The organism is Huijunlia imazamoxiresistens (genome assembly GCF_037132455.1).
GTDB classification, from domain to species: domain Bacteria; phylum Bacteroidota; class Bacteroidia; order Chitinophagales; family Chitinophagaceae; genus Flavisolibacter; species Flavisolibacter imazamoxiresistens.
The window spans coordinates 182253-204780 of record NZ_JBBBEI010000004.1; the positions used below are offsets into that span (position 1 = coordinate 182253).

Annotated in this window: 15 protein-coding genes; 9 read left to right on the top strand and 6 right to left on the bottom strand. The window is 56.5% G+C overall.

Translation table 11 applies throughout. The annotated features are described in order from the left end of the window. The first annotated feature begins 316 nt into the window (after positions 1-316). Complete coding sequence (locus V9K67_RS06560) at positions 317-5392, top strand: LamG-like jellyroll fold domain-containing protein (protein ID WP_336720941.1); 5076 nt, start codon at positions 317-319, stop codon at positions 5390-5392. A 450-nt stretch (positions 5393-5842) separates the two neighbouring features. On the opposite strand, the gene V9K67_RS06565 is transcribed toward V9K67_RS06560, so the two are convergent. Both V9K67_RS06565 and cobA read right to left on the bottom strand, forming a co-directional pair. Continuing rightward, complete coding sequence (locus tag V9K67_RS06565; RefSeq protein ID WP_336720943.1) at positions 5843-6895, bottom strand: hypothetical protein; 1053 nt, start codon at positions 6893-6895, stop codon at positions 5843-5845. 344 nt (positions 6896-7239) lie between these two features. After that, a complete protein-coding gene (gene cobA / locus V9K67_RS06570) occupies positions 7240-7986 on the bottom strand; it encodes a uroporphyrinogen-III C-methyltransferase (RefSeq protein WP_336720944.1) in 747 nt (248 codons plus the stop codon). 212 nt (positions 7987-8198) lie between these two features. On the opposite strand from cobA, the gene nirB reads away from it, so the two are divergent. Next, positions 8199-10700: a nitrite reductase large subunit NirB gene (gene nirB / locus V9K67_RS06575; protein WP_336720945.1), complete on the top strand. Its 2502-nt coding sequence runs from the start codon at positions 8199-8201 to the stop codon at positions 10698-10700. 84 nt (positions 10701-10784) lie between these two features. Continuing rightward, on the top strand, positions 10785-11138 hold the full coding sequence (gene nirD, locus V9K67_RS06580; protein ID WP_336720946.1) for a nitrite reductase small subunit NirD: 354 nt from the start codon (positions 10785-10787) through the stop codon (positions 11136-11138). 72 nt (positions 11139-11210) lie between these two features. On the opposite strand, the gene V9K67_RS06585 is transcribed toward nirD, so the two are convergent. The 3 genes from V9K67_RS06585 to V9K67_RS06595 are packed head-to-tail and all read right to left on the bottom strand — an operon-like array spanning position 11211 to position 15579. Beyond that, positions 11211-13238 carry a hypothetical protein gene (locus V9K67_RS06585; protein WP_336720948.1) on the bottom strand — a complete coding sequence of 676 codons (2028 nt, stop codon included), beginning with the start codon at positions 13236-13238 and terminating at the stop codon, positions 11211-11213. After that, positions 13235-14296, bottom strand: a complete 1062-nt coding sequence (locus V9K67_RS06590) for a S8/S53 family peptidase (protein ID WP_336720950.1) — start codon at positions 14294-14296, stop codon at positions 13235-13237. Before V9K67_RS06590 ends, V9K67_RS06585 begins: the two co-directional genes overlap by 4 nt. Beyond that, positions 14296-15579: a hypothetical protein gene (locus V9K67_RS06595; RefSeq protein WP_336720951.1), complete on the bottom strand. Its 1284-nt coding sequence runs from the start codon at positions 15577-15579 to the stop codon at positions 14296-14298. Before V9K67_RS06595 ends, V9K67_RS06590 begins: the two co-directional genes overlap by 1 nt. A gap of 356 nt (positions 15580-15935) precedes the next feature. Between V9K67_RS06595 and V9K67_RS06600 the strand changes: the two genes are divergently transcribed. The 4 genes from V9K67_RS06600 to V9K67_RS06615 all read left to right on the top strand — a co-directional run bounded on the left by V9K67_RS06600 (position 15936) and on the right by V9K67_RS06615 (position 20454). Beyond that, positions 15936-17312, top strand: coding sequence for a UDP-N-acetylmuramate--L-alanine ligase (locus V9K67_RS06600; RefSeq protein WP_336720952.1), 1377 nt, complete (start codon positions 15936-15938; stop codon positions 17310-17312). 31 nt (positions 17313-17343) lie between these two features. Next, the gene (locus V9K67_RS06605) at positions 17344-18171 is read left to right on the top strand and encodes an MOSC domain-containing protein (protein WP_336720954.1); all 828 of its coding nucleotides are present in this window, start codon (positions 17344-17346) and stop codon (positions 18169-18171) included. Positions 18172-18191: 20 nt separating this feature from the next. Beyond that, positions 18192-19142, top strand: coding sequence for a bifunctional molybdenum cofactor biosynthesis protein MoaC/MoaB (gene moaCB / locus V9K67_RS06610; protein WP_336720955.1), 951 nt, complete (start codon positions 18192-18194; stop codon positions 19140-19142). A gap of 115 nt (positions 19143-19257) precedes the next feature. Next, a complete protein-coding gene (locus tag V9K67_RS06615; RefSeq protein WP_336720956.1) occupies positions 19258-20454 on the top strand; it encodes a molybdopterin molybdotransferase MoeA in 1197 nt (398 codons plus the stop codon). A 72-nt stretch (positions 20455-20526) separates the two neighbouring features. Here V9K67_RS06615 and V9K67_RS06620 read toward each other — a convergent pair whose 3' ends face one another. Beyond that, entirely contained in the window at positions 20527-21276 is a 750-nt protein-coding gene (locus V9K67_RS06620; protein ID WP_336720957.1) for an XRE family transcriptional regulator, read from the bottom strand. Positions 21277-21387: 111 nt separating this feature from the next. Between V9K67_RS06620 and surE the strand changes: the two genes are divergently transcribed. Both surE and V9K67_RS06630 read left to right on the top strand, forming a co-directional pair. Further along, on the top strand, positions 21388-22179 hold the full coding sequence (gene surE / locus V9K67_RS06625) for a 5'/3'-nucleotidase SurE (RefSeq protein WP_336720958.1): 792 nt from the start codon (positions 21388-21390) through the stop codon (positions 22177-22179). Then, positions 22163-22459: a hypothetical protein gene (locus tag V9K67_RS06630; protein WP_336720959.1), complete on the top strand. Its 297-nt coding sequence runs from the start codon at positions 22163-22165 to the stop codon at positions 22457-22459. The genes surE and V9K67_RS06630 overlap by 17 nt, the downstream gene beginning before the upstream one ends. The last annotated feature ends 69 nt before the right edge of the window (positions 22460-22528 follow it).

Sequence of the window (22528 nt, forward strand, 5' to 3'; positions counted from 1 at the left end):
TGAATTAAGAACCTTTTCCTGTTCGTGTATAAAGGCTTCACCCCGGTGAAGCCTTATTTTTTTGGAATCGGTTCCAGCGTGCAGCCACCTGTTTTTGAGCCGTTTCGTTCCTGTGTAACGGTGTTGCCGGAACATGCTTACTGCCGCTGCCCGGACAGGGAACAGGATTGGTTACCAGTGGGAAACATATTCGGCTGTGCTTCATGGTGAGCCGTTTTTAGATTTTTGTCGGGATGGGGCAGGACAGTTGCGCTTTTGCAATGCGTTAACATTGGATTCCTGTAACGATTGCCGATAATTTATAATTATACTTGCCATGAGAATTTTTACCCCAGGCAGGCGGAACCTCCTGTTAGGTGCTGCCCTGGCCTTCTCGCTCTTTTCCCATGAAAAGGCAAAGGCGCAGACCCTTGCCTTCCCCGGCGCCGAAGGATTCGGCCGCTTTGCCAAAGGCGCCCGTGGCGCCGCTACCCGTGACGTTTATGTAGTGACCAACCTCAATGATGCCGGTGCCGGCTCGTTCCGCGATGCGGTCAGCCAACCCGGGCGCATCGTGGTGTTTGCCGTGGGCGGGATCGTCAACCTGCTCTCGGACGTGGTGGTCAAAAACAACATTTACATCGCGGGCCAGACCGCCCCGGGCGACGGCATCGTGTTCTTCGGAAAACGGGTCACCTTCACCGGCGCTACCAACACCATCGCCCGTTACCTGCGGGTGCGCCTGGGAGCCAACAACATCAGCGGTTCCAGCAACCAGGGAAATGACGCCTCCGGCCTGGCCAACGGTTCGGATATGGTGTTCGACCACATGTCCTTTACCTGGGGCATGGACGAAGTGTTTTCCATCAACTGGGACAGCAAAGGCACTGCTCCCGACAACATTACGATCCAGAACTCCATCATCGGCCAGGGCCTGCACCGCGACAACCACTCCGCCGGCGGCCTGATCCAGACGCCCGACGGCGGGAAGGTGAGCCTGCTGAAAAACCTCTATATCAGCAACAAAACCCGCAACCCCAAAGTAAAAGGGGTGAACGAGTTTGTGAACAACGTGGTGTACAACTGGGGCAACGGCAACCGCCTCGACGCGAATATGAACTACGGCTGGTCCGGCGACGCCTACATCATGGGCGGCTCCTCGGGCGTGTCGGAAGTGAACGTGATCAACAACTACTTCGTGGGCGGACCGCTGACGCCTCCCAGCAAGACCACGCCGTTCTCCCGCGGTACCGGCACCTTCAACATCTGGGGCTCGGGCAACTATTTCGACAACGACCGCGACGGGGTGCTCAACGGTACCCTGGTGCCTTTTGATTCGACAGGCTATCCCGGCATTTCCGGCGACGCTTTCCAGTCCCAGGCCTTCCCGTACCCGGCGGCCAACCCCGCTCTCTCCGCCGCACAGGCCTACCAGTATATTATCGATAACGTGGGGGCCAACTATCCCCGCCGCGACCAGGTGGACCTGTTCCTGGTCGACGAGGTGCAATCGAAAGGTACCAAGGGCCACTACGTGTACCGCCAGACCGACCTGCCGCTGGCCAACGGCGGCCTGGGTTCCGTATTCGGCGCCCCGGCTCCCCTGGATTCCGACAGCGACGGTATGCCCGACGCCTGGGAAGATGCCAACGGCCTGAACAAAAACAACAAGGCCGATGCGGTTGCTTTCAGCGCCTCCCAGCCCGCCTACCTGAATATCGAAGTGTATGTCAACTCCCTGACCGCCACGCCGCCGCCCGTTTTCGTGAAGCCGCCCACGGCCCTGAACCTGAGCGCCACCTCCGTGGAAACCCCCGCCCCGGCCAGCACCGTAGTGGTGAAATGGACGGATAACTCGGACAACGAAGACTTCTTCGTGCTGGAACGTTCAGCTGACGGCCTCAGCTATACCGACATCTACCATCCCGCCGCCGGCGCTACCCAGTATTCCGATGCCGGGCTGACCCCTAATACCACCTATTATTACCGGATAAAGGCAGTCAGCGGAACGGAGGCTTCGGCCTATGCAACGGCCGTTTCCGTAAAAACACCGCAGCTGCCCACGGCTCCTTCCGCTGCGGCCACGCCTACGCCCGCCAACGGCTTCCAGTACGCAGAGCTGGCAGGTGGTACTATTACCCTGAAGTGGACCGGCAGCAGCAATACCACTACCTATGCCGTATACTTCGGAACGGATCCCGCCGCCCTGACCAAAAAGGCCGACGTGGCCTACTCCGCGGCGCCTTCCTACCAGGTAAGCGGCCTGTCGGATTATGAGACCTATTACTGGCGCGTGGATGCGGTGAACGCCAAAGGCGCCTCCGAAGGAGCTGTCTGGTGGTTCCGCACCACCAAAACATTCCCTTCCGCCCTTGTGGGCCACTGGAGTTTCGATGAAACCGAAGGCCGCGAGGTGTTCGACTCCTCTTCCTTCGCCAACCACGGTATCCTGGGCCTGGACGAGGACGACGAAAGCATCCGGGTGCCGGGTAAAGTAAAGAACGCCCTGAGCTTTGCCACCGCCAGCACCGACCGGTACGTGGTGAGCGTGCCGCACCAGGACCAGGTGTACCTGGATAAAGGTTCCTTCTCGCTTTCCTTCTGGATGAAAGCCGCGCCTGCCCTGCTGCCCACCGGCACGAACAGCGCTTATATACTATGTAAGGGATCCATCACCAAGAATGCAGCTACCGGTGCCACCGGCAACCGCTTCAACATCGAGTGCAAGAGCGGTGAGCTCCGCTTTGCCATTGACGACGATGCCAAGGGCAAGGATGAACTGGCGACCAGTGGTACGCCGTTCTTTACCGGCAACTGGGTGCACGTGGTAGCGATAAGGGATACCACGACCAAAAAGCTGCGGGTGTTCCTCAACGGTACCTTCGTAAAGGAGCAGGCAATCACCAAGGCGGTTTCCATCGGTGAAGCCAGCGCCCTGGTAATAGGGAACATCGGTGAGCTGGAGTTTTTGTCTTCGGCCAACCAGCCGGCGCCCTACAAAGGCTCCTTCGACGAATTGAAGATTTTTAACTATTCGCTCAGTGACGAACAGATCCTGAACCTGTTCCATACCAGCCCGCTGCCGATGCAGACGGCTACGCCCGGCATCCCCAACGGCGCGGCCCTGGAAGGTTATTCCGAAACCCTGCCGGTAAGCTGGAAGGGCGGGCTGAAAACCACCGGTTATAAAGTTTACTTTGGAACAGACCAGAACAACCTGGGCTTTGTTGCCGATGTGCCGGTGGCGGCTCCGAACTATTCGTTTGCCAGCCTGCAAAAAGGCACCACCTACTACTGGCGCGTAGATGCCGTGAACGAGCTGGGCGTCACTGCCGGCGAGGTATGGTCGTTCAAAGCCGTTTCGCCCAAAGGCCTGGTGGGACACTGGAGCCTGGATGAGACCGCCGGCACCGTGGCTGCCGACCTGAGCAGCTATCGCCGCAACGGCACCATCACCGCTATGCCCGAAGCTACCTGGTCCGCCGGTAAATTCGGAAACGCCCTGCTGTATAAAAATCCTGCTACCACCGGCGCCGTCAGCGTGCCCCATGCCGAGCACCTGCTGTTCAACCAGAACGCGTTTACCATTTCGATGTGGGTGAAGCTGACCAGCGGCAGCAGCAACTACAATTCCGCGGCCCCCGCCAAGGATTGCTACCTGATCCAGAAGGGCCAGTTTACCGACCCGGGCGGCAAATGGTACGGCATCCAGCTGCGCGACAGCGCCCTGGTCTTTTCCGTGGACGATGCCGTGGCGAAATCCTCCGTAACGGTAAGCATCAAAAAAGCAACCGCCTACAATATTTTCAATAACGCATGGACCAATATCGCGGCGGTAGCGGATACCTCCAGCAAGCTGCTGCGGTTGTACATCAACGGGGTACAGGCGGCTTCCGCTTCCTTCTCCGGTACGGCCACCGGCGTCGGCAAGGAGCTGCCCCTGCTGATCGGGAACTCCGCCGAAAACAAGCCGTACCACGACCTGCTGGATGACGTACGCCTGTACAACTATGCCTTATCGCAAACCGATATCCTGAAGCTGGTCAACGCTGCGGCCCCCGTGGTCCAGGCTGCCGGTACCCTGGACGGTTTTTGTCCCAAGCCCGGTACGCCTTCTGCGGCGCAAACCCTGGCGGCTTCCGGTGCCAACCTGTATGGTGCTGTCACCATCACGCCTCCGGCCGCTTACGAGGTATCGGCCGATGGCGGAACCTCCTGGTTCACCAACGCCAGCCCGCTGGTGCTGAACGGTACCGACGGCACGCTGGCCGGCACCTCCATCAGTGTACGCCTGAATGCCCCTGCTGCCGGCGCTTACGGTGGCAATATCGCCATCGCCAGCCCCGGAGCCACCACCGTGCTCGCCCCGGTTGCCAGCAGTCCCCTGCTGACGCCTGCCCTGGGGATCACGGCCTCTGCCGCCTCCATCCACCCCGGAACCACGGTAACCTTTACCGCTACCCCGGAAAACGGGGGAACAGCGCCCCAGTACCAGTGGTTTAAAAATGGCGTGGTGGTGCCGGATGCTACCGGCGACACCTTTGCCACCAATGCCCTGGCGAACGGCGACGGCATCCATGCGGTGCTGACCAGCAACGAAGGTTGCGTGGCCACCTCCACTGCTACCGGCAATACCCTTTCGGTACCCGTGCTGCCCCTGCGCCTGCAGGTACAGCATAAGGACGGCGATGGCGGCAACACGGCCAACAACAACCTGCGGCCCTACCTGAAGATCGTGAACAATGACACCGTTCCGGTGCTGTTCAGCGAGCTCACCGCCCGCTACTGGTTCACCACCGAAAGCACTTCTTCGGTGGTCACCAACATCGACTGGGCCAAAATGGGCGCGGCCAATGTAAAAGCCCGGTACGTGGCCCTGGCGACACCGCTGACGAATGCCACCGGCTACGTCGAGTACAGCTTTGAGGCCTCCGCCGGCCAGCTGAAGGCGGGCGCCAACTCCGGCGAGATCTTTTCCAAAGTATACCACAGCAACTGGAAGGCCCTCGATGAGCTGAACGACTACTCCTATGCCGCCAACAGCACCTACACGGCGCAGGCGAAAATCACCCTGTACCGCAACGGCCAGCTGATCTGGGGGGTAGAGCCTGCTGCAGGCGTTCCCACGGCTGCACGCATCGGCCTGCCGGAAGAAGCAGCCCAATCCTCTGCCTTTACGGTCAGTGCTGTGCGGAATCCTTCCACTACCCGGTTTACCCTGGCCATCAGCGGCGGCGACAACAGCGCCCTCACCCTTCGGGTGTTTGATTTGGCGGGCCGTATGGTGGAAGCCAAGGCCGGCCTGGCACCGAACCAGACGCTGCAACTGGGTGGCCATTACCGCCCGGGCCTGTACCTGGCAGAAGTGATCCAGGGCAACGAACGCCGGATCGTGAAGCTGGTGAAAGAATAAGTCAATGGATTCTTTGTTTGATAAAAGGCGGCACCCCGGTGCCGCCTTTGTTTTTTAGGTGTTGCTGCCAAGAAATATTTCTCTGGGGATCGTGCGCCTGTGGTGGTAAAAGGGAAGCCCGGAGGGCTTCACTGTGAATAGCCCCGGGTGCAAGCCGGGGAACGGCCTGGATTTATCACGACAACCCTGAAGGGGTTGATGGTGGGACCTGCAGCAAACGGACCGTCCGGGATCAGGCAGACTTTGCGGATAATCTTTCAAGGATGAAAATTGTTGTAAATCGAACAGGACACATTCAACCCCACCCGGGGTTGGGGGTAACGAACTACGGCTGACCCCGGGTTTCACCCGGGGCTATTCACAATGAAGCCCTCCGGGCTTCCGGTTCCCTGGCTGGATTCTTTATAATAGGGCGATTTGTTCCGATGATTATTTATTGCGTAAGGTGGGCTAGGAGTTCTTTTTTTCTTTGGATTTTTTGTCCTTGGGCGGGAAGATCAGCAGGGTGTTGATGTAGATCCGGCGGTTGTCGCGCAGCAGGTCCTGCGAGTTGATCAGGCCGTTTTTGGTATAATACCGGTCTTCGTTGCAGTCGAGGCAGGTCAGTTGGGCGCCGATGGTCTTGAAGTCGATATTGCCACTGCTGGTTTTGCTGATGAGGCCGGCCTGCTCGCTTTCAAAGCCGTAGAGGCTCAGGTGCTGGCCGTTCACCAGGTACAAGTCCTTTAGGCTCATGCCGGAATAAATGCCCATGCGCGACTGCCATTTGTTCAGCTCAATGGGCTTGTAATAAGTCGCCGAGCTCTGGGACCTCAGGCTGCCGCCAATGATCAGGAAGTCGATGTTCTTGAGGTTCGGTTCGTCCTTCCAGAGGAAGATCACCTGTAGACTGGTGTTGGGAAAGAGCACGGAGCACCTGCTCAACTCTTTCTCGGAAAAGTAAAAGACGTCGCGCCGGACGTTTTGCGGACCAAAGACGGCCGTCAGGATCTCGTGGGAGGAGAGCTGCAGCAGGTCCTCGGCAAATACAATGTCCCGCGCCTTGGGCAGCACTTTTCTTTCGATCAGGAAGCTGTAGTTGGTTTTGTCGCCTTCCTGGCTGATGATCGGTTGTACGGTGATGTTGGCTTTCTGGTAAAGCGGCAGCGGTTCGCCCTCGGGAGCGGCAAAGCCCAGGTCCTTCATGCTTTCCTTCATCTGGTTGAATTCGGCAACCGAGGTGGTTTTGTAGAGCAGCGAGGAGGCTTCGTTTTCGCCGCTGAGGCCAATGATCTTTTCGATCGTGCTGTCCTTGGAGATCTTCCGGTAGGTGTTGGCCGATACGCTGGCCAGGGAGTCGGTGCCATTCGGCTTATAGCCTTTGCGGGAAAGGTAGTTGTCGAATTTGTTGGTGGAATAGGTCGTAAACGATACGAGGTCGTCGATGGAGAATTCAGGCCTGTAGGCCTTTTGGGCGTGGAGGGAAAGAGCGGGAAAAAGTAACAGCAGTAAAAATCTTTTCATAAGCCTATGAGTTTGTCAGGCGCCACCACCTGCTTTCGCGGAAAAGCAACCGGCCGCACCAATGAAAAAATTGACTGGCAGGGAACGAATCGTTCGTAGGGTATGAAAAGCGCGGCGTTCTTACAGGTAATGGAAATGCCCGGTGGGGTTATCCGTAGGAAGGTATTTCAGGCTCAACTGTTACTAAGTTAAAACTTTCTTTGGTAAATAAATAGGTGCGGGCGCAAAGATAGTCCGAAAGAGGGGAAGTCCGGGCGTCCAAAAGCATTTTGCCTTTGGGGCAAACCTCTTTCGCACGCCCGGACTTCCCCTCTTTCGGACTTCCGGTCTTATAAGGGCGTGGGTTACTTTCCGGGATCGATCCCCGCTACCCGGCCTATAATAATAATGGAGGGGTGGGTCAGGTGGTGGTCGGCGGCCATTTGCTGGAGGTCCTGTACCCGGCCTCTGACCATTTTCTGCTTGGGCAGCGAGGCGTGCTGGATGATGGCGGCCGGCAGCTCGCCGCAACCCTGCTGCACAAAGGTCTCTGAAATTTCCTTCAGCTTTTTCATGCCCATGTAGATGACGACCGTAGCCTTGCTCTTTATGGCCAGGGCCAGGTCGTCCGAAAGGGAGCCGTCCTTCTTGGTGCCGGTCACCACCCAGATGCTTTCGCAAACGTTGCGGTGGGTAAGGGGGATGTCTTCCAGCCCGGCGGCCTGCATGCTGGTGATGCCCGGCACGTAGGAGGCTTCGATGCCGTGTTCGCGGGCGTAGAGCACTTCTTCGAAGCCGCGGCCGAAGATATAGGGGTCGCCGCCCTTCAGGCGCACCACCGTGCCTTTTTCCAGCGCCTTCTGGCGAATCAGTTCGTGAATGGTTTCCTGGGGGGTGTAGGCTCCGTATGGCATTTTCCCTACATATATCTTTTCACAGCGGTCTGGTGCGTAGGAAAGAAGTTCTTGGTTGGCAAGATTGTCATATAATATTACATCTGCATGTTTTAAAATACGGTACGCCTTCAGGGTAATCAGCTCCGGATCGCCCGGTCCCGCGCCAACAACGTACAATTTCGCGGGTTTTGGGGAGCTGTTCAGGTCTTCATTCATATTATAAATAGATTAATATAATAAAATCTGGTGTTTTGCTTCGAAAATTTCTAGTTATCACCTAATTTTGACAATAATACAAACAAATCTACTTGTTTGTCGATCTTTCAAAGGAAAACAGGGAACAAATAAGGTAAAAACGAAATATATTTTGCTTCCGTAAATGTATTTTGTTTCGAAATCTAAATGTCTTAAAAAATCAAACAGTGACTATGGCTGCAGAAAAACTGACTATTGTTGTGGTGGGCAACGGAATGGTGGGATACAAGTTTTGCGAAAAACTGGTGGCGAAATCCAAGGACTTCAACATCGTGGTTTTTGGCGAGGAACCCCGTCATGCATACGACCGTGTGCACCTGAGCGAATATTTTGCCGGAAAATCCGCCGACGATCTGAGTCTTTCTGCTCTGCAATGGTACGGCGATAATGATATTACCCTGCACCTGGGCGACCCCGTTCAGGAAATCAACCGGCAAACCAAAACCATCCACTCCCTCCATGGCCTGTCCATCCGCTACGACTACCTGGTGCTGGCCACCGGCTCCTCGGCCTTCGTGCCGCCGATCCCGGGCGTGGAAAAAGACGGCGTGTTTGTCTACCGCACCATTGAAGACCTGGAACTGATAAAAGCCTATGCCGCCAAGTCGCGTACGGGCGCCGTTATGGGTGGCGGCCTGCTGGGCCTGGAAGCCGCCAAGGCCCTGATCGACCTGGGCGTTCCCGAAACCCACGTCGTTGAATTTGCCCCCCGCCTCATGCCCCGCCAGATCGACAGCGCCGGCAGCGACCTGCTGGTGTCCAAGCTGAAAGCCCTCGGCATGGAGGTGCACCTCAATAAAGCCACTTCCGCCATCACCGGCGACGAGAAAATGGAAGGCCTCAAATTTGCCGACGACAGCTTCCTGCCCCTCGATATGCTGGTGATCTCCGCCGGTATCCGTCCCCGCGACGAGCTGGCCAAAGCCGCCGGCCTCGACGTAGGCAACCGGGGCGGCATCCTGGTCAACGAACAACTGCAAACTTCCGACCCCCATATCTTTGCCATCGGCGAATGCGCCCTGGCCCAGAACATGATCTACGGCCTGGTGGCCCCCGGTTATGAAATGGCCGAGATCGTAGCTGCTTACCTGATGGGCATCCAGAAGTGCTTCAAGGGCTTCGACATGAGCACCAAGCTGAAGCTGATCGGCACCGACGTGGCCTCCTTCGGCGACCCCTTCATCTCCGAGCCCGAAGCCCGCACCATCGTTTTCGAAGACAAACATAAAGGTATCTACAAGCGCATCAACATCAGCAACGACGGCAAGTACCTGCTGGGCGGCGTGCTGGTGGGCGATGCCGGTGCCTACAACATCCTGCTGCAGACGGTGAACAACAAGATCGTGCTGCCGGCCGATCCCGAGGACCTGATCCTGGGCAGCCGCGGCGGTGCGGCCAGCGAAGGCGCCGGTGTGATGAACCTGCCCGACGACGCGCTGATCTGCTCTTGTGAAGCCGTGACCAAAGGCGATATCTGCTCCGCTGTAAAAGATGGGGGCATCACCACCCTGGACGGCATCAAAAAATGCTGCAAGGCCGGTACCGGCTGCGGCGGCTGTGTGCCCCTGGTGAAAGACCTCATTGCCGGCACCATGAAGGAACAGGGCCTGTACGTGAAGAACGTTATTTGCGAACATTTCGATTACTCCCGCCAGGAACTGCTGGACCTGGTAAAACTCAATAAAGTAAAGACCTACGATGAGGTGCTGACCACCTTCGGCAAGGGCGACGGCTGCGAAGTGTGCAAGCCGGCCGTAGCCTCCCTGCTGGCCAGCCTGTGGAACGAGCCGATCCTGAAGCAGGATACCATCCAGGACAGCAACGACCGCTTCCTGGCCAACATCCAAAAGGGTGGTACCTACTCGGTGGTACCCCGGATCCCCGGCGGTGAGCTCACCCCCGAAAAACTGATCGTCATTGGCCAGGTTGCCCAGAAGTACGGCCTGTACACCAAGATCACCGGCGGCCAGCGCATCGACCTGTTCGGCGCGCACCTGAACGACCTGCCCCTGATCTGGAGTGAACTGATCGCCGCCGGCTTCGAAAGCGGCCACGCCTACGGCAAGTCGCTGCGTACCGTGAAAAGCTGCGTGGGCAGCACCTGGTGCCGCTTCGGCTTGCAGGACAGCGTTTCCTTTGCCATTGAAGTGGAAGAGCGCTACAAAGGCGTACGTTCCCCCCACAAGCTGAAAGGCGGTGTGAGCGGCTGTATCCGCGAGTGCGCCGAAGCCCAGGGCAAGGATTTTGGCATCATCGCCACCGAAAAAGGCTGGAATCTCTATGTGTGCGGCAACGGCGGCTCCAAGCCCCAGCACGCCCTGCTGATCGCCTCCGATATCGACAAGGAAACCTGTATCAAATACCTCGACCGCTTCCTGATGTTCTACATCCGCACGGCCGACCCGCTGACCCGTACCGCCACCTGGCTGAACAAGATGGAGGGCGGCATCACCTACCTGAAAAACGTAGTGGTGAACGACAGCCTCGGTATCGGCGAACAGCTGGAAGCCGAAATGCAACTGCTGGTAGATACCTACAAATGCGAGTGGAAAGAAGCGGTGGAAAACCCCGAAATGCGCAAGCGGTTCAGCCACTTCATCAACGCTCCCGAAGAAAAGGACCCCTCGGTGCAGTTCGACGCGATGCGCGAACAGATCAAGGCAAAGGAGTGGTAAGAATAGTTCACGAGTTGGCTGCGCCACTGACCCTTTCACGATTCACAATACACTTTTAAAAAAAACATAAATAAAAATATTTCTATGGAATTAGCAGTATCGGTAAAATGGTTTTATGCCTGTAACGCAACGGATGTTCCCGAAAACGGTGGTGCCTGTGTGAAATACAAGGACGAACAAATAGCCGTCTACAACTTCACCCGCCGCGGTGAATGGTACGCTACCCAGAACCTGTGCCCCCACAAGCAGCAAATGGTGCTTTCCCGCGGCATGATCGGCAGCACCGGCGACAACTGCGAGCCCAAAGTAGCCTGCCCGTTTCATAAAAAAGCTTTTTCCCTCATCTCCGGCGAATGCATGGGCGAAGAGGAATACAAAATCAAGACCTACCCGATCAAAGTGGTGGAAGGAAAGGTGTATATAGGCGTAGAAGATTAGGCGAACGATTGCTTTTATTTGTGCTTTTTTTTAAGAGGACAGTCCCTTTATTCATAAAGGGACTTTTTTTATTTACGAACGTTTGGGTTTATGGGTCAGGTTAATGAGCGGCAGGTCTACGGCCAGGAAAAGATTCCATCGCCAGGAGGGATTTTTTAAGACCGTAGGGTTATTCGATTCGATTTTGGAAAGGCCCGGGCCGTATTGTGCGCCGAACCCGAGGGCCAGCGGCAGGTTGCACCCGAAGCCGTAAACCGCGTAGGCGCCCGGCGAGAAGATCTGGCCCAGTTCCACTTTATAATCCTTGACCAGGACGGTGGCATTGGGGTTTGCGCTGGTGGGGTCGGGCTCTTTTTGCAGCTTGTAGTCCACGATGGCGCCGATGTCGAAAAGGGCGGTAAACAGGCTGAGCGCGCCCCCTTTCTCCCAGCTCAGGCAGCCGGGTGTCCAGGAAATGCCTACAGGGGCCGTCACGCCGAACTTGTCCGACCACGTGCCTTCTATAGCGGTTTTTCTTTGTGAGGTGGTTAGGAAGGCGCCCAGGTAGGATTGGACGGATACGTTGCCTCTTGCGTATTTTTTTATAGAGGAGCTGCCAACCGGGAGGATGACGTTTTCGAGTGCGGCCTTTACCCCGCGCTCATTTTCGGCCTCCACCATATTGGCCATAAACAAGCCATAAGGCTTGGCCTTTTCGGTAAAGTCGGCGATTTTTTTCAATGCCTTCATTTTGTCCCAGGCATAGGCGGGTTTCGCTACCGTTTCCGCCTTGTTGCTGTTCTTCGCCAGGTCTGCCACGTCATTCAGCAGGTCAATAGCGTCATTTACCAGTTTGGTGTATTGTTCGCTGTAGCTGTCCTTGTATAAGGCATTGGCCTTTTTGACCACCTGTATGTATTGGTCCGCTACCATGTCTTCGTCAAATATTTTGGCGACGCTGAAGCCGTAATCCGTAATGTCTATGGAGATGCTGATATAGTTGGATACCTCCTCGCTGGTGGGGTTTACGTTTGCCCTCATTTTGTGCTTCAGATCGTTATACGCGTTTTGCACCTTTTCCGACAGGTTGACGAATTCGGAAAGCTTATTCTGAAATAGGAGCAGGTTGTTCTTTTGTTCCTTTATGATGTCTGCAAGGTATTTCGGCCCGGCGTTGCCTGCCGGATAAAACCGGATGCTGTCCTTTTTTATCTGCTGGTACAGCAGTCCCATGAAGATCCGTACGTATACCTCGTTCTGTAATTCTTCCTTTGCTTCCCGTGCCGATACCCAGATCCTGGTAGTGTCCTGGTAACGCAGGCTTTCGGAAAACAGGGCGGCAAGCTTTACGGCACTGCCCATGTTTTTAAAATCCCTGCTGCCTTCTTCCTGCCATTCCCCGAATAGGGCATACCGCTTCAGTACATCGGCTGCCGTTGCGGTGCCGTCTTCGATATCCTGCATGAGGCGAATGGATCGTACCGCGATCCTTATTTCGGGAAAGTTGTTCAGGAGGTGCCGGTACCGGGGCAGTTCCAGCACATCGTCCAGGTGGTAGGTTACCTGTTTGATATCTTCGAAAAAGCTGGTGCGCAGCGAGGGAAGCATTTGCGGGTAAGCGTAGGTGGCCAGGCGGTTCAGGTTGTCCGTGGTTTTGGGAAAAAGGATCTGGAATTCCGGGTTGTCCCGGGTGGCAAATTTTTTAAACCGGTCGAAGAAGGCCACGGTCAGTTCCTGTTTTGACCGTTCGATCATGATGTCGGCTAAGGCATTGGCAATTTTGGTAACATCCAGGCCGCTTATGGAAGCGAAAAGGCCGGGCCCTCCTCCTGCAAGTTGCGCATGGGTAAAGTTCGGGTCAAATACGATAAACGGATTGTCTGCAAACGCCTGGGCAATGGAGTCTTTTGAGTCGGTTTTATAAGGAGCATAGCTTTTCAGCAATTGAAATACCCCCGGAGCGTCCGGAAGGACGATGCGTGTGGTGTCGCCTGCAAGTTTACCGGCGCCTATTCTAAAGCCGGTTTTCAACTGCCGGGCGTCGTAAAAAGGGTTTTGGGAATAAGAGGCCCCGCAGTGGATCAACGCCAACAGGAAAAGGCAAAGCCTGATTGTCTTCATTCTTTTGCTTTTATGAGATTAAAGGTGTTAAATGCGGATTCATTGGACCAGGAAGCGGAAATACCTGCTAATGCGTTCTTGATGGAGGTGAGTTCGTAACCGGCTTTTCCCGAGGATATCAGCAGTGCAATAACTGCCGAAACCACAGCGCACGAATAACTGTCGCCTTGTTCTTTGACAAACTCCATATCCGATGCGCCGTAGGAGATAAAACCGAAATTGGGAAGTACAAAGTCCACTTTTGGGTCCAGGGAGGGCAACAGGCCGGGGCGTTTATTAATGGCGCCTACTGTGATGACATTCGGTAGCGAAGCCGGGTGCCGGGTGATGGGCCGGGTCAGTTCATAGTCTATCCCGGCGCAGGCAACGACTATTTTATTGGACGGGAAATTCCGGATGGCCGCATTGTATTTGCTTTGCAGTCCCAGGCTTATGTTGATGATCATGGGCTCATCCTGTTCGTGAATGAACTTCAAAGAAGCTTCCAGGTTTGCTTCGTCCGTAAGGGCTTCTGCCGTAAACATGGGAAGTTCCAGGAGTTTGCAATTGCTGGCGACTCCCGTCAGGGCTTTTGTTCCGGCTATTAACCCGGCAATAAAGTTGGAATGATAATTAAACAGGGAGTCCTGGGTGTGAAAAGGCCGGATGATGGTGGCAGTGGAATCGATCGACATGCTGAGCGGGTGGTCCAGTATAGCGATGGTCACTCCCTGTCCCTTTCTCGCCTTTATGCTATTGTCGATATTCAGCAATGCATTGTAATTGATCGGGGATTGTAAACGGGTGCCGTCAAACTTCGAATCGACCAGCGGCTGGAAGCTGGATTTTAATTCCTCCGTGTTGGAGAAGATGCTGCTGACGCCTCCGCTCCAGTAGTAGTTGCCGGCTTTGTCCCTGAACCAGGTGTTGATCTCGCTGTCGCCGAATTTGTCACCCTTGTATAATTTGCCGTCCACCTCTATTTCGCTGCCGGGGGCCAGGTACTGGTAACAGGGAGCGTTCACGCTCGGTTTGCCGAACCGAACGTTCAGGAACTTGTCTTTTACCGTCACTTTCATTACCCTACCCTGTTTAAAGGTGAAACATAATCATCGCTATGGAGGCCGCCACTGTAGTTCGGGGTGTGGATCGGCTGCTTGACGGCCGTTCTGAACTTCATGAGTTTGTTGAGCAGGTCGAACCAGAAGGGGGCGCCCAGTGAAATGGCAATGGCGGTAATAAGAAAGCCGAAAAAATGCAGCGTCAACAGCCGGACGAAGTATTCCCACTTATCCCCGAGGGAGCGGAAATGAATGTAATGGTCTCCCCGTTGAATAAATGAACCCCGCATGTCGTGCACCACCTCCGGGTCCACCTGTGGCTGGAACGACACACCGGTAGCGGCGTCCCGGATCACTTTTACGGAATCCGCAGGCCATCCGCCGCTCCCGAGCAGGCTGTTGGCATTGTTGATATCCTGCTGCAGGTGTTTCTGCACCGCCAGTATGGAGTCTGTTTTTGCGGCGGAGATCCCGGGGGCCGCCTGGTTCGCCTTTTCGCTATAGGCCGCTGCCAGGGTCACCATCTTTTCCCGGGCATCCTTATCATTGGCCAGCTTGTGGATAATGGTAAACGTATCGGCATTAAAGCTCCAGGCCAGCATCAGGCCCAGGAACAGCAGGATGGTCTGTATTTTTCGCTTATACCATTCCAGGGCCTGCTCCATGGTCCGGTCGAACCAGGTTTCCAGGTGCAGCCTGAATTTCTGCAGGTCGCCATAGGACTCGTGCCACAGGCTCAATACGTATTTTGCGGATTCTTCGTCCAGTACGATGGCCGCTTTTGTGTCCCCGGTCAACGTCTTGTGGTCGCTGATGATGCCTTCCAGGGCCAGCTCGATCCTTTCCCGTGTAGGGGGTGTGACGGGGATCCACCTGATGTCGCCTTTATCGGGGTCGGGTGTGGCGGTATCGCCGCCCATTGACTTTTTATAACCTATTTCGTTAAGGAGTAAGATAATGGTTTTGGAAAAGCTGACCGCCTTGAAGTTGGAAGGGTTGCGAAAGATGCCGGTGCTTCCCAGGTACCGGATCTCGGGGTGATTGTAGAAGTTGACGATCCTTGGGTTGCGCGGGTTTTTCATCAGTTTGAAAGAATCCCACAAGCGCTTCAGGCTGTCCTGAATGCCGCTTTTTGCTTGCGGTTCATCGTTGAGCATCCGGTCCACCGCTTCTTTCAGGTTCCTGGAGCGCAACCCGATGCCGGTAGCGATCATTTCTGCCAGCACGGACGCAAATAAGCTGTAAAGAAGAAACACAAATACAAGTCCGATTACTACGTCCAGGGCTACATTGTTGAACATAATTATATCGTTGAAGGGGATCTGTTCAAAATAAACCGTTGCCTGCGGCATGAAGCAGCCGTTGCCGGCAAGGCAGGGAATTGGGTCGTGTCTTTCGGGCAGCCGGGTTATCTTACAAAGGGTATGGAAGGTTTTGGTAACCTGCACGTTTCCCGGGGGAAACGGCCTTATGATCGGGCCGTGATAAATTTCTGGAATATTATTGAGAATCACAATGCTTTCCGGAAGATTCCCGGAAATTTAAAAGTGGGGGTTTTCAGGGCCAGGAGCAGCCGGAACCTTGCCGGGAAAGTATGCCGGCTGTAACAGAAAGGGTAGGGGTGGTGCCCTTATATTTGCTGTCCAAAATCTCCTGTATGATCACCAGTCTCAACCAGGTAAATAACATTTTCTTCATCGGCGTGGCCGGCAGCGGCATGAGCGCGCTGGCGCAATACCTCCGGGGTACCGGCAAAGAGGTGGGCGGCTCCGACCGCTACTTCCTGCCCGGCCAACCCAACGAAACCCGTGACAAGCTGGAGGCCGAAGGCATCCGCTGCTTTCTGCAGAACGGCGAGGGCATTACCCCCGAAACCGGCCTGGTGGTGGTGTCCACAGCCATAGAAGACACGGTGCCCGAAGTGCAGAAAACAAAGCAGCTGGGCATCCCCATCCTGAAGCGGAGCGAGCTGCTGGCGCTGATCGCAGGGAGCAAAAAGACCATCGCCGTGGGCGGCACCTCGGGCAAAAGCACCACTGCCGCCATGCTGTTCGATATCCTGCAGCAGGGGGGGCTGGCGCCGGGCATCATCAGCGGTGCCGGACTGACCAGCCTGATCAAACAGGGCAAGATCGGCAATGCCCTTACGGGCACCGGCGACTGGCTGGTGATCGAGGCCGACGAAAGCGACGGCTCCATTGTGCAGTACCGCCCCGAAGTAGGCCTGCTGCTGAACGTGGACAAGGACCACAAGGAGCTGGACGTGCTGATGGACATTTTTGGCACCTTCAAGGCCAACAGCGCCCGGTTCGTGGTAAACCGGTCGCACCCCCTGGCGGCGCAGCTGTCGCAGGAGGAGTCCCGTGACTTTTCCCTGGAGCCCTCCTCCGGTGCAGGCTACGTGGCCACGGACTTCGAACAGGAGGGGCTGGCCATCCGTTTCCGCATCAACAACGTTCCCTTCGAGCTGCATACGGTGGGCCGCCACAATATGGAAAATGCCCTGGCCGCTGCTGCCGTGGCTGCCGGCATCGGCGTGGACCTGGCTACCAGCGCCCAGGCGCTGCAGCGCTACGAGGGCATCTACCGCCGCCACCAGGTGCTGGGCCGCCGGGACGACGTGTGGGTAATTGACGATTATGCCCATAACCCCGCCAAGTGCGCTGCCAGCATCCGCGCCTGCCAGCCGCTGGCCAACAAAGTGGTCGCCTGGTTCCAGCCGCACGGTTATGGCCCCACGAAATTCCTGCGTCCTGAGTTTGTCGAAGAGATCGCCGCCGCCCTGCGCCCCCAGGACGAGATCTGGATGAGCGAGATCTTTTATGCCGGCGGCACGGCCGAAAAAGATATTTCCGCCGGCGATTTGATTAATGATCTGAAAGCCCGGGGCAAGGCCGCCTTCTTCGTGGCCGACCGCAACGAATTTGTCGAAGTGGTACGCCCGCACCTTCAGGGCGATGGCGTGCTGCTGCTGATGGGCGCCCGCGACCCTTCGCTGGAAGATTTTGCCAAACAGGTATACGAAAAATTATAAGTTCCACAACGCATAAGAATACCGCATTCCCATGCTCCATGTCAGCCAGCTGTTTATTTATCCTGTAAAATCCCTCGGGGGCATTTCCCTGCCTTCGGCCCAGGTCACCGACAGGGGCCTGCAATACGACCGGCGCTGGATGCTGGTGGACGGGGACGGCCATTTTATGACCCAGCGCACCCTGCCGCAAATGGCCCTGCTGCAGCCTGAGTTAACGGAGAGCGGGCTGAGGGTGGTACATAAAAAAAATGGGAACACGCTGGAAGTGCCCTTTGCGCCTGCCGGGGATTTTTTCCAGGTAAAGGTCTGGAGCAATCGCTGCCGGGCACAGGAGGTAAGCAGGGAAGCCGGCCAGTGGTTTTCCGACATGCTGGGCGTCGCTTCCCGGCTGGTGTACATGCCCGACACCACCCGCCGCCGCGTGGACGGCCGCTACACCCGGGGCGGGCAGATCACGGCCTTTTCCGACGGCTACCCCCTGCTGCTGATCGGCCAATCCTCGCTCGATGATGTAAATGCCCGCCTTGCAGCGGCGCTGCCGATGAACCGCTTCCGCCCCAACCTGGTGGTGGCCGGCGGCCTGCCCTTCGAAGAGGACGGCTGGGCGGAGTTTTCCATCAGCGGCATTCCTTTTTCCGGCGTGAAGCTCTGTGCCCGCTGCGTGGTGACCACCATCAACCAGGACGAGGCCACCAAGGCCAAAGAGCCGCTGAAGACCCTGTCGACCTACCGGATGCGGAACAACAAAATCTATTTCGGACAAAACGTGGTGCACGGGGGCGAAGGCCTTATCCGCCTGGGCGATGCCGTGGAGGTAACCCGCCGCAAGCCCCTCAAGAATTTTAACCCCATTTCCTGATCTTTTCCCATATTTGGCGCATGCGCGACATCACTCACAAGCAGATCACCCTGCGTACGGCAAAAGCGGTCGGGATCATTTTTTGTTCTCCCGCCACCATCGACCTCATTAAAAACAATGAACTGCCCAAGGGCAACCTGTTCGACGTGGCCCGGGCCGCGGCCTTCCTCGGCGCCAAAAGCACCCCGCAGCTGCTGCCGCACTGCCACCCCGTAACCATCGACGGCATGGACGTACAGTTCGACTTTCTGGAAAAGGAGCAGCATGCCGACCTGTTCGACAGCCGCGTGTTCGAACGTTCGGGCATTGTCATCCAGGGTGAGGCCAAATCCATCGGCCGTACCGGCATCGAAATGGAGATCCTGGCCGGCGTGTCGGTGGCCGCCCTGGAAATTTACGATATGCTGAAGCCGGTGGATACGCAACTGGAGATCGGCTCCATCAAGCTGATGGAAAAAAAAGGCGGCAAAAGCGACCGCAAAAAATATTTCGCCACGCCGCCGACCTGCGCGGTGCTGGTGTGTTCCGATTCCACCGCCGCCGGTACCCGCGAGGACAAGAGCGGCAAGCTCATTATCGACATGCTGCAGGCCGTCAATGCCTCGGTGCCGCATTATAAGGTGGTCCCCGACAACAAGGAAGATATCCAGCAGCAGATACGGGCATGGGTAGCCGAAGACGTGCAGTTCATCTTCACTACCGGCGGCACCGGCCTGGGTCCCCGCGACAATACCGTGGCGGCCGTTAAGGAGATCATCGAACGCGATGCCGACGGCATTACCGAGGCCATGCGGTCCTTCGGGCAGATGCGTACCCCCATGGCCATGATGAGCAGGGCGGTCGCCGGCTCCATCGCCCACACCCTGGTGGTTACCCTGCCCGGCAGCACCGACGGCGCCCGCGAATCGCTGGAAGCGATCCTGCCCGCTGTATTCCACGCCCGCAAAATGATGAAAGGCGGCGGGCACTGACGTGCAGGGAATTGGGAATTGGGGTATTTGTTCATTAGGTCCTCCGGCGGTAACTGTACTTCAGGAAGGCTCCCCCCTCATTCCCAATGAACTAATTAACCAATTAACCAATTACATGATTACTTTTCCCGAAGTACATGCATTGTTAGCGGCACAAGCCCGGTCGTTTGGCGTGGAAGAAGTGAAGCTGGAAGAGGCTTCGGGCAGGGTGCTGGCGGAGAATGTCCGCGCCGACCGGCCCTACCCTCCCTTTAACCGTTCGGCCATGGACGGCTATGCCCTGAAGTACAGCGACTGGGAACAGGGCATCCGCCGGTTCCGGGTAGCCGAAACCCTTTATGCGGGTTCGGTTCCTACCCGCGAGCTGCAAAGCGGCCAGTGCTTCAAGATCATGACCGGCGCCGCCGTTCCCGAAGGGGCGGATACCGTTGTCCGCCGGGAAGATACCTCGGAATGGGGCAGTGATAAAAGCGCCTATGTGGATCTATTGTTAGACGGCTGCCGTCCCTTTCAAAATATTTCCCGCAAGGGCGAGGACCTGAAGGCGCAGGCCGAAATCATCGATACTGCTATCCGCCTCGAACCTTCCGTCATCGGGCTGCTGGCGACGCTGGGAAAAAGCACCGTGCTGGTGGAGCGGCTGCCAAGGGTGGCGCTGTTTACCACCGGCAACGAGGTGGTGCCCGTGGAGGCGCCTGTAGGGCCGGTACAGATCCGCAACAGCAACCGCTGGCTGCTGCAGTCTTTTTTAGGCAGGTGGGGCATTGCGCCTTTTATCTGCCGGCACCTGCCCGATGATGTCGACAGCTTGCGCTCCGCCCTGCAATCGGCCCTGGAGGCCGATATCCTGATCCTCAGCGGCGGCGTGTCGGCGGGCGATGCCGACTACGTGCCCCAGGTGCTGGAGGAACTGGGGGTGAAGAAGCTGTTTCACAAGGTAGCCATCAAGCCCGGCAAGCCGCTCTGGTGCGGGCAGTTGCCCGGGGGCGGGATGGTGTTTGCCCTGCCGGGGAACCCGTTCTCCTGCCTGGTGAATGCCAACCTGTTTATTCAACACTACCTGCAGTGCTGTTTTGGCCTGCCGGGGGTGCAGCCGGTTTTTTTGCCCTTGTATGGAGGGCGGTCGAAGAAAACAAAGCTCGACGAATTCTTCCCGGTGCGGCTGTCGGGGCGGCCGACGGGCCTGGTGCCGGTAGTGCTCAATGGCTCCGGCGACATCCGCCTGGGGCTGGGCGCCCAGGGCCTGGCCCTGCATGCTGCGGGGCAGGAAGATCTTCCGGAAGGGGAGATTGTGCCCTGTTATATGCTGTGAGGATCGGGGAAATAAAAAAGCGGCATTCCGGAAAATGCCGCTACTAACCCATCTAATAATCAAACAAAGTTTTTAGTTCATTTTTTTCTTCAGGGAACTTACCTGCTGCTGGAGGTTGTTGACGATGCTGGCCAGTTGGTTGACGTCCCAGCGCGCCTGGGTATTGGCTTTGGACAGGATCATCTGGGCCTGCCAGAGTTCCAGGATGTCTTCGGCGCTCAGCACGTAGGGCTGGTAGGCGGGGTTGTCGCTGACCATGGTAAACTTGTTTTTCTGGCGGCTGGTCTTCATGATCCGCTTGTACACGATGCCGTCGGTACGGGAGACCACGATATAGGTATCATTGCTTTTGATCTCTTCCAGGTTGTTCACCTTTTCGCCCACGATCACCGACCCGCTGGGGGTAGGCATCATGGAGTCGCCGATGATCTCGAAGGCGCGGTAATCGCCTCCGCTCAGCATGGGCAGGGTAAAGGTGTTCAGTTCGTCGATGAATTCGGGGTCGGCATAACCGGCCAGGTAGCCCGCCGCCGCTTTTACGGGCACAAAGGGAATATCGGCCCGGCCGTTCGCCAGCTTCTGCGCCCGGCGCTTGGCGATATAATTTCCCTTGCTTTCGCTCAGGTCCTTCCGCAGCAGTTCGTCCAGCGTCAGCTTAAACATGTCGGCCACCACTTCCAGCACTTCCATGCGGGGGTCGGCCCTTTCTTCTTCGTAAGCGCCCAGCAGCGAGCGTTTGATGCGAAGCTTTTGGGCAAACTCTTCCTGGGTCCAGCCCCGCAGCTTCCGTAGGTATTTGAGGTTTCTGTTGGCAAAAGACATACGGCTAATTTATTTAGTTGCAAAATACTAATTTATTTAGATATCGCAGTTGTGTAAATTTTGGATTCCGTAAAAAGTTCGACATCTTTGTTAGGAACCAACGATTCCAGCATGGCAATTAATAAAAGTGAGCCTGTAATTCTAGTAACGAACGACGATGGAATAACCGCTCCGGGCATCCACAACCTCGTGGAAGCGGTCAAAGACCTGGGAAAAGTGATTGTCGTAGCGCCCGATAAGCCCCAGTCCGGTATGGGGCATGCCATCACCATCGGGGTTCCCCTGCGCCTGAACAAAGTGAACGCTTTTGAAGGCATCGAATCCTACCAGTGCACCGGCACCCCGGTGGACTGCGTCAAACTGGCCGTGGACAAGATCCTGCACCATAAGCCCGACATCTGCCTCAGCGGCATCAACCACGGGGCCAACCACAGCATTAACGTCATCTACTCCGGCACCATGTCGGCCGCCGTGGAAGCGGCCATCGAAAGCATTCCCTCGGTCGGCTTTTCCCTGCTCGATTACAGCCTCGAGGCCGATTTCACCGCCGCCCGTAAGTATGCCCACATGATCGTGAAGCAGATGCTGAGCACCAAGCTCGACAAGCATACCGTGCTCAACGTCAACTTCCCCAAGGCAAGGGTCGACGAGATCAAAGGCATCAAGGTATGCCGGCAGGCCTATGCCAAGTACGAAGAGGACTTTATCGAGCGGCTGGACCCCCACGGGCGCAAGTATTACTGGCTGACCGGCGAGTTCGTCAACTTCGATGAAGGCACGGATACCGACGTTTGGGCGCTGGCCAACAACTTTGTCAGCCTGGTGCCGGTGCAGTTCGACATGACCCATTACTCCTTAAAGCAAAACATTGAAAAAAACTGGCGCTTTGATGCTGAAAAGTGACAACTTCCGGCTGGGGCTGGTGTTGGGGTTGCTGCTGCCGGTGGGCGTGTTTTTCCTGATCTATTTTATCCGGTTCTCCACCCTGTCGCTGTCGGAGTTTTCGGCCGTGTTGCGGCAGGAGCCGCGGCTGATCACGTTTTTAAGCGTGTGGTGCCTGGTGGCCAATATCGGGCTGTTTACCCTGTATATCAATACCAGCCGGTATGCCACCGCCCGGGGCGTGTTTATCATTACGGTGCTCTACGGCCTGCTGTTCCTGGCCACCAAATTCCTGGTATAACGGCCCCGGCACGGTAAGCACGAACCACAAACGGTAAACCACAAACTCCAAACGGCCCTTATCTTCGCC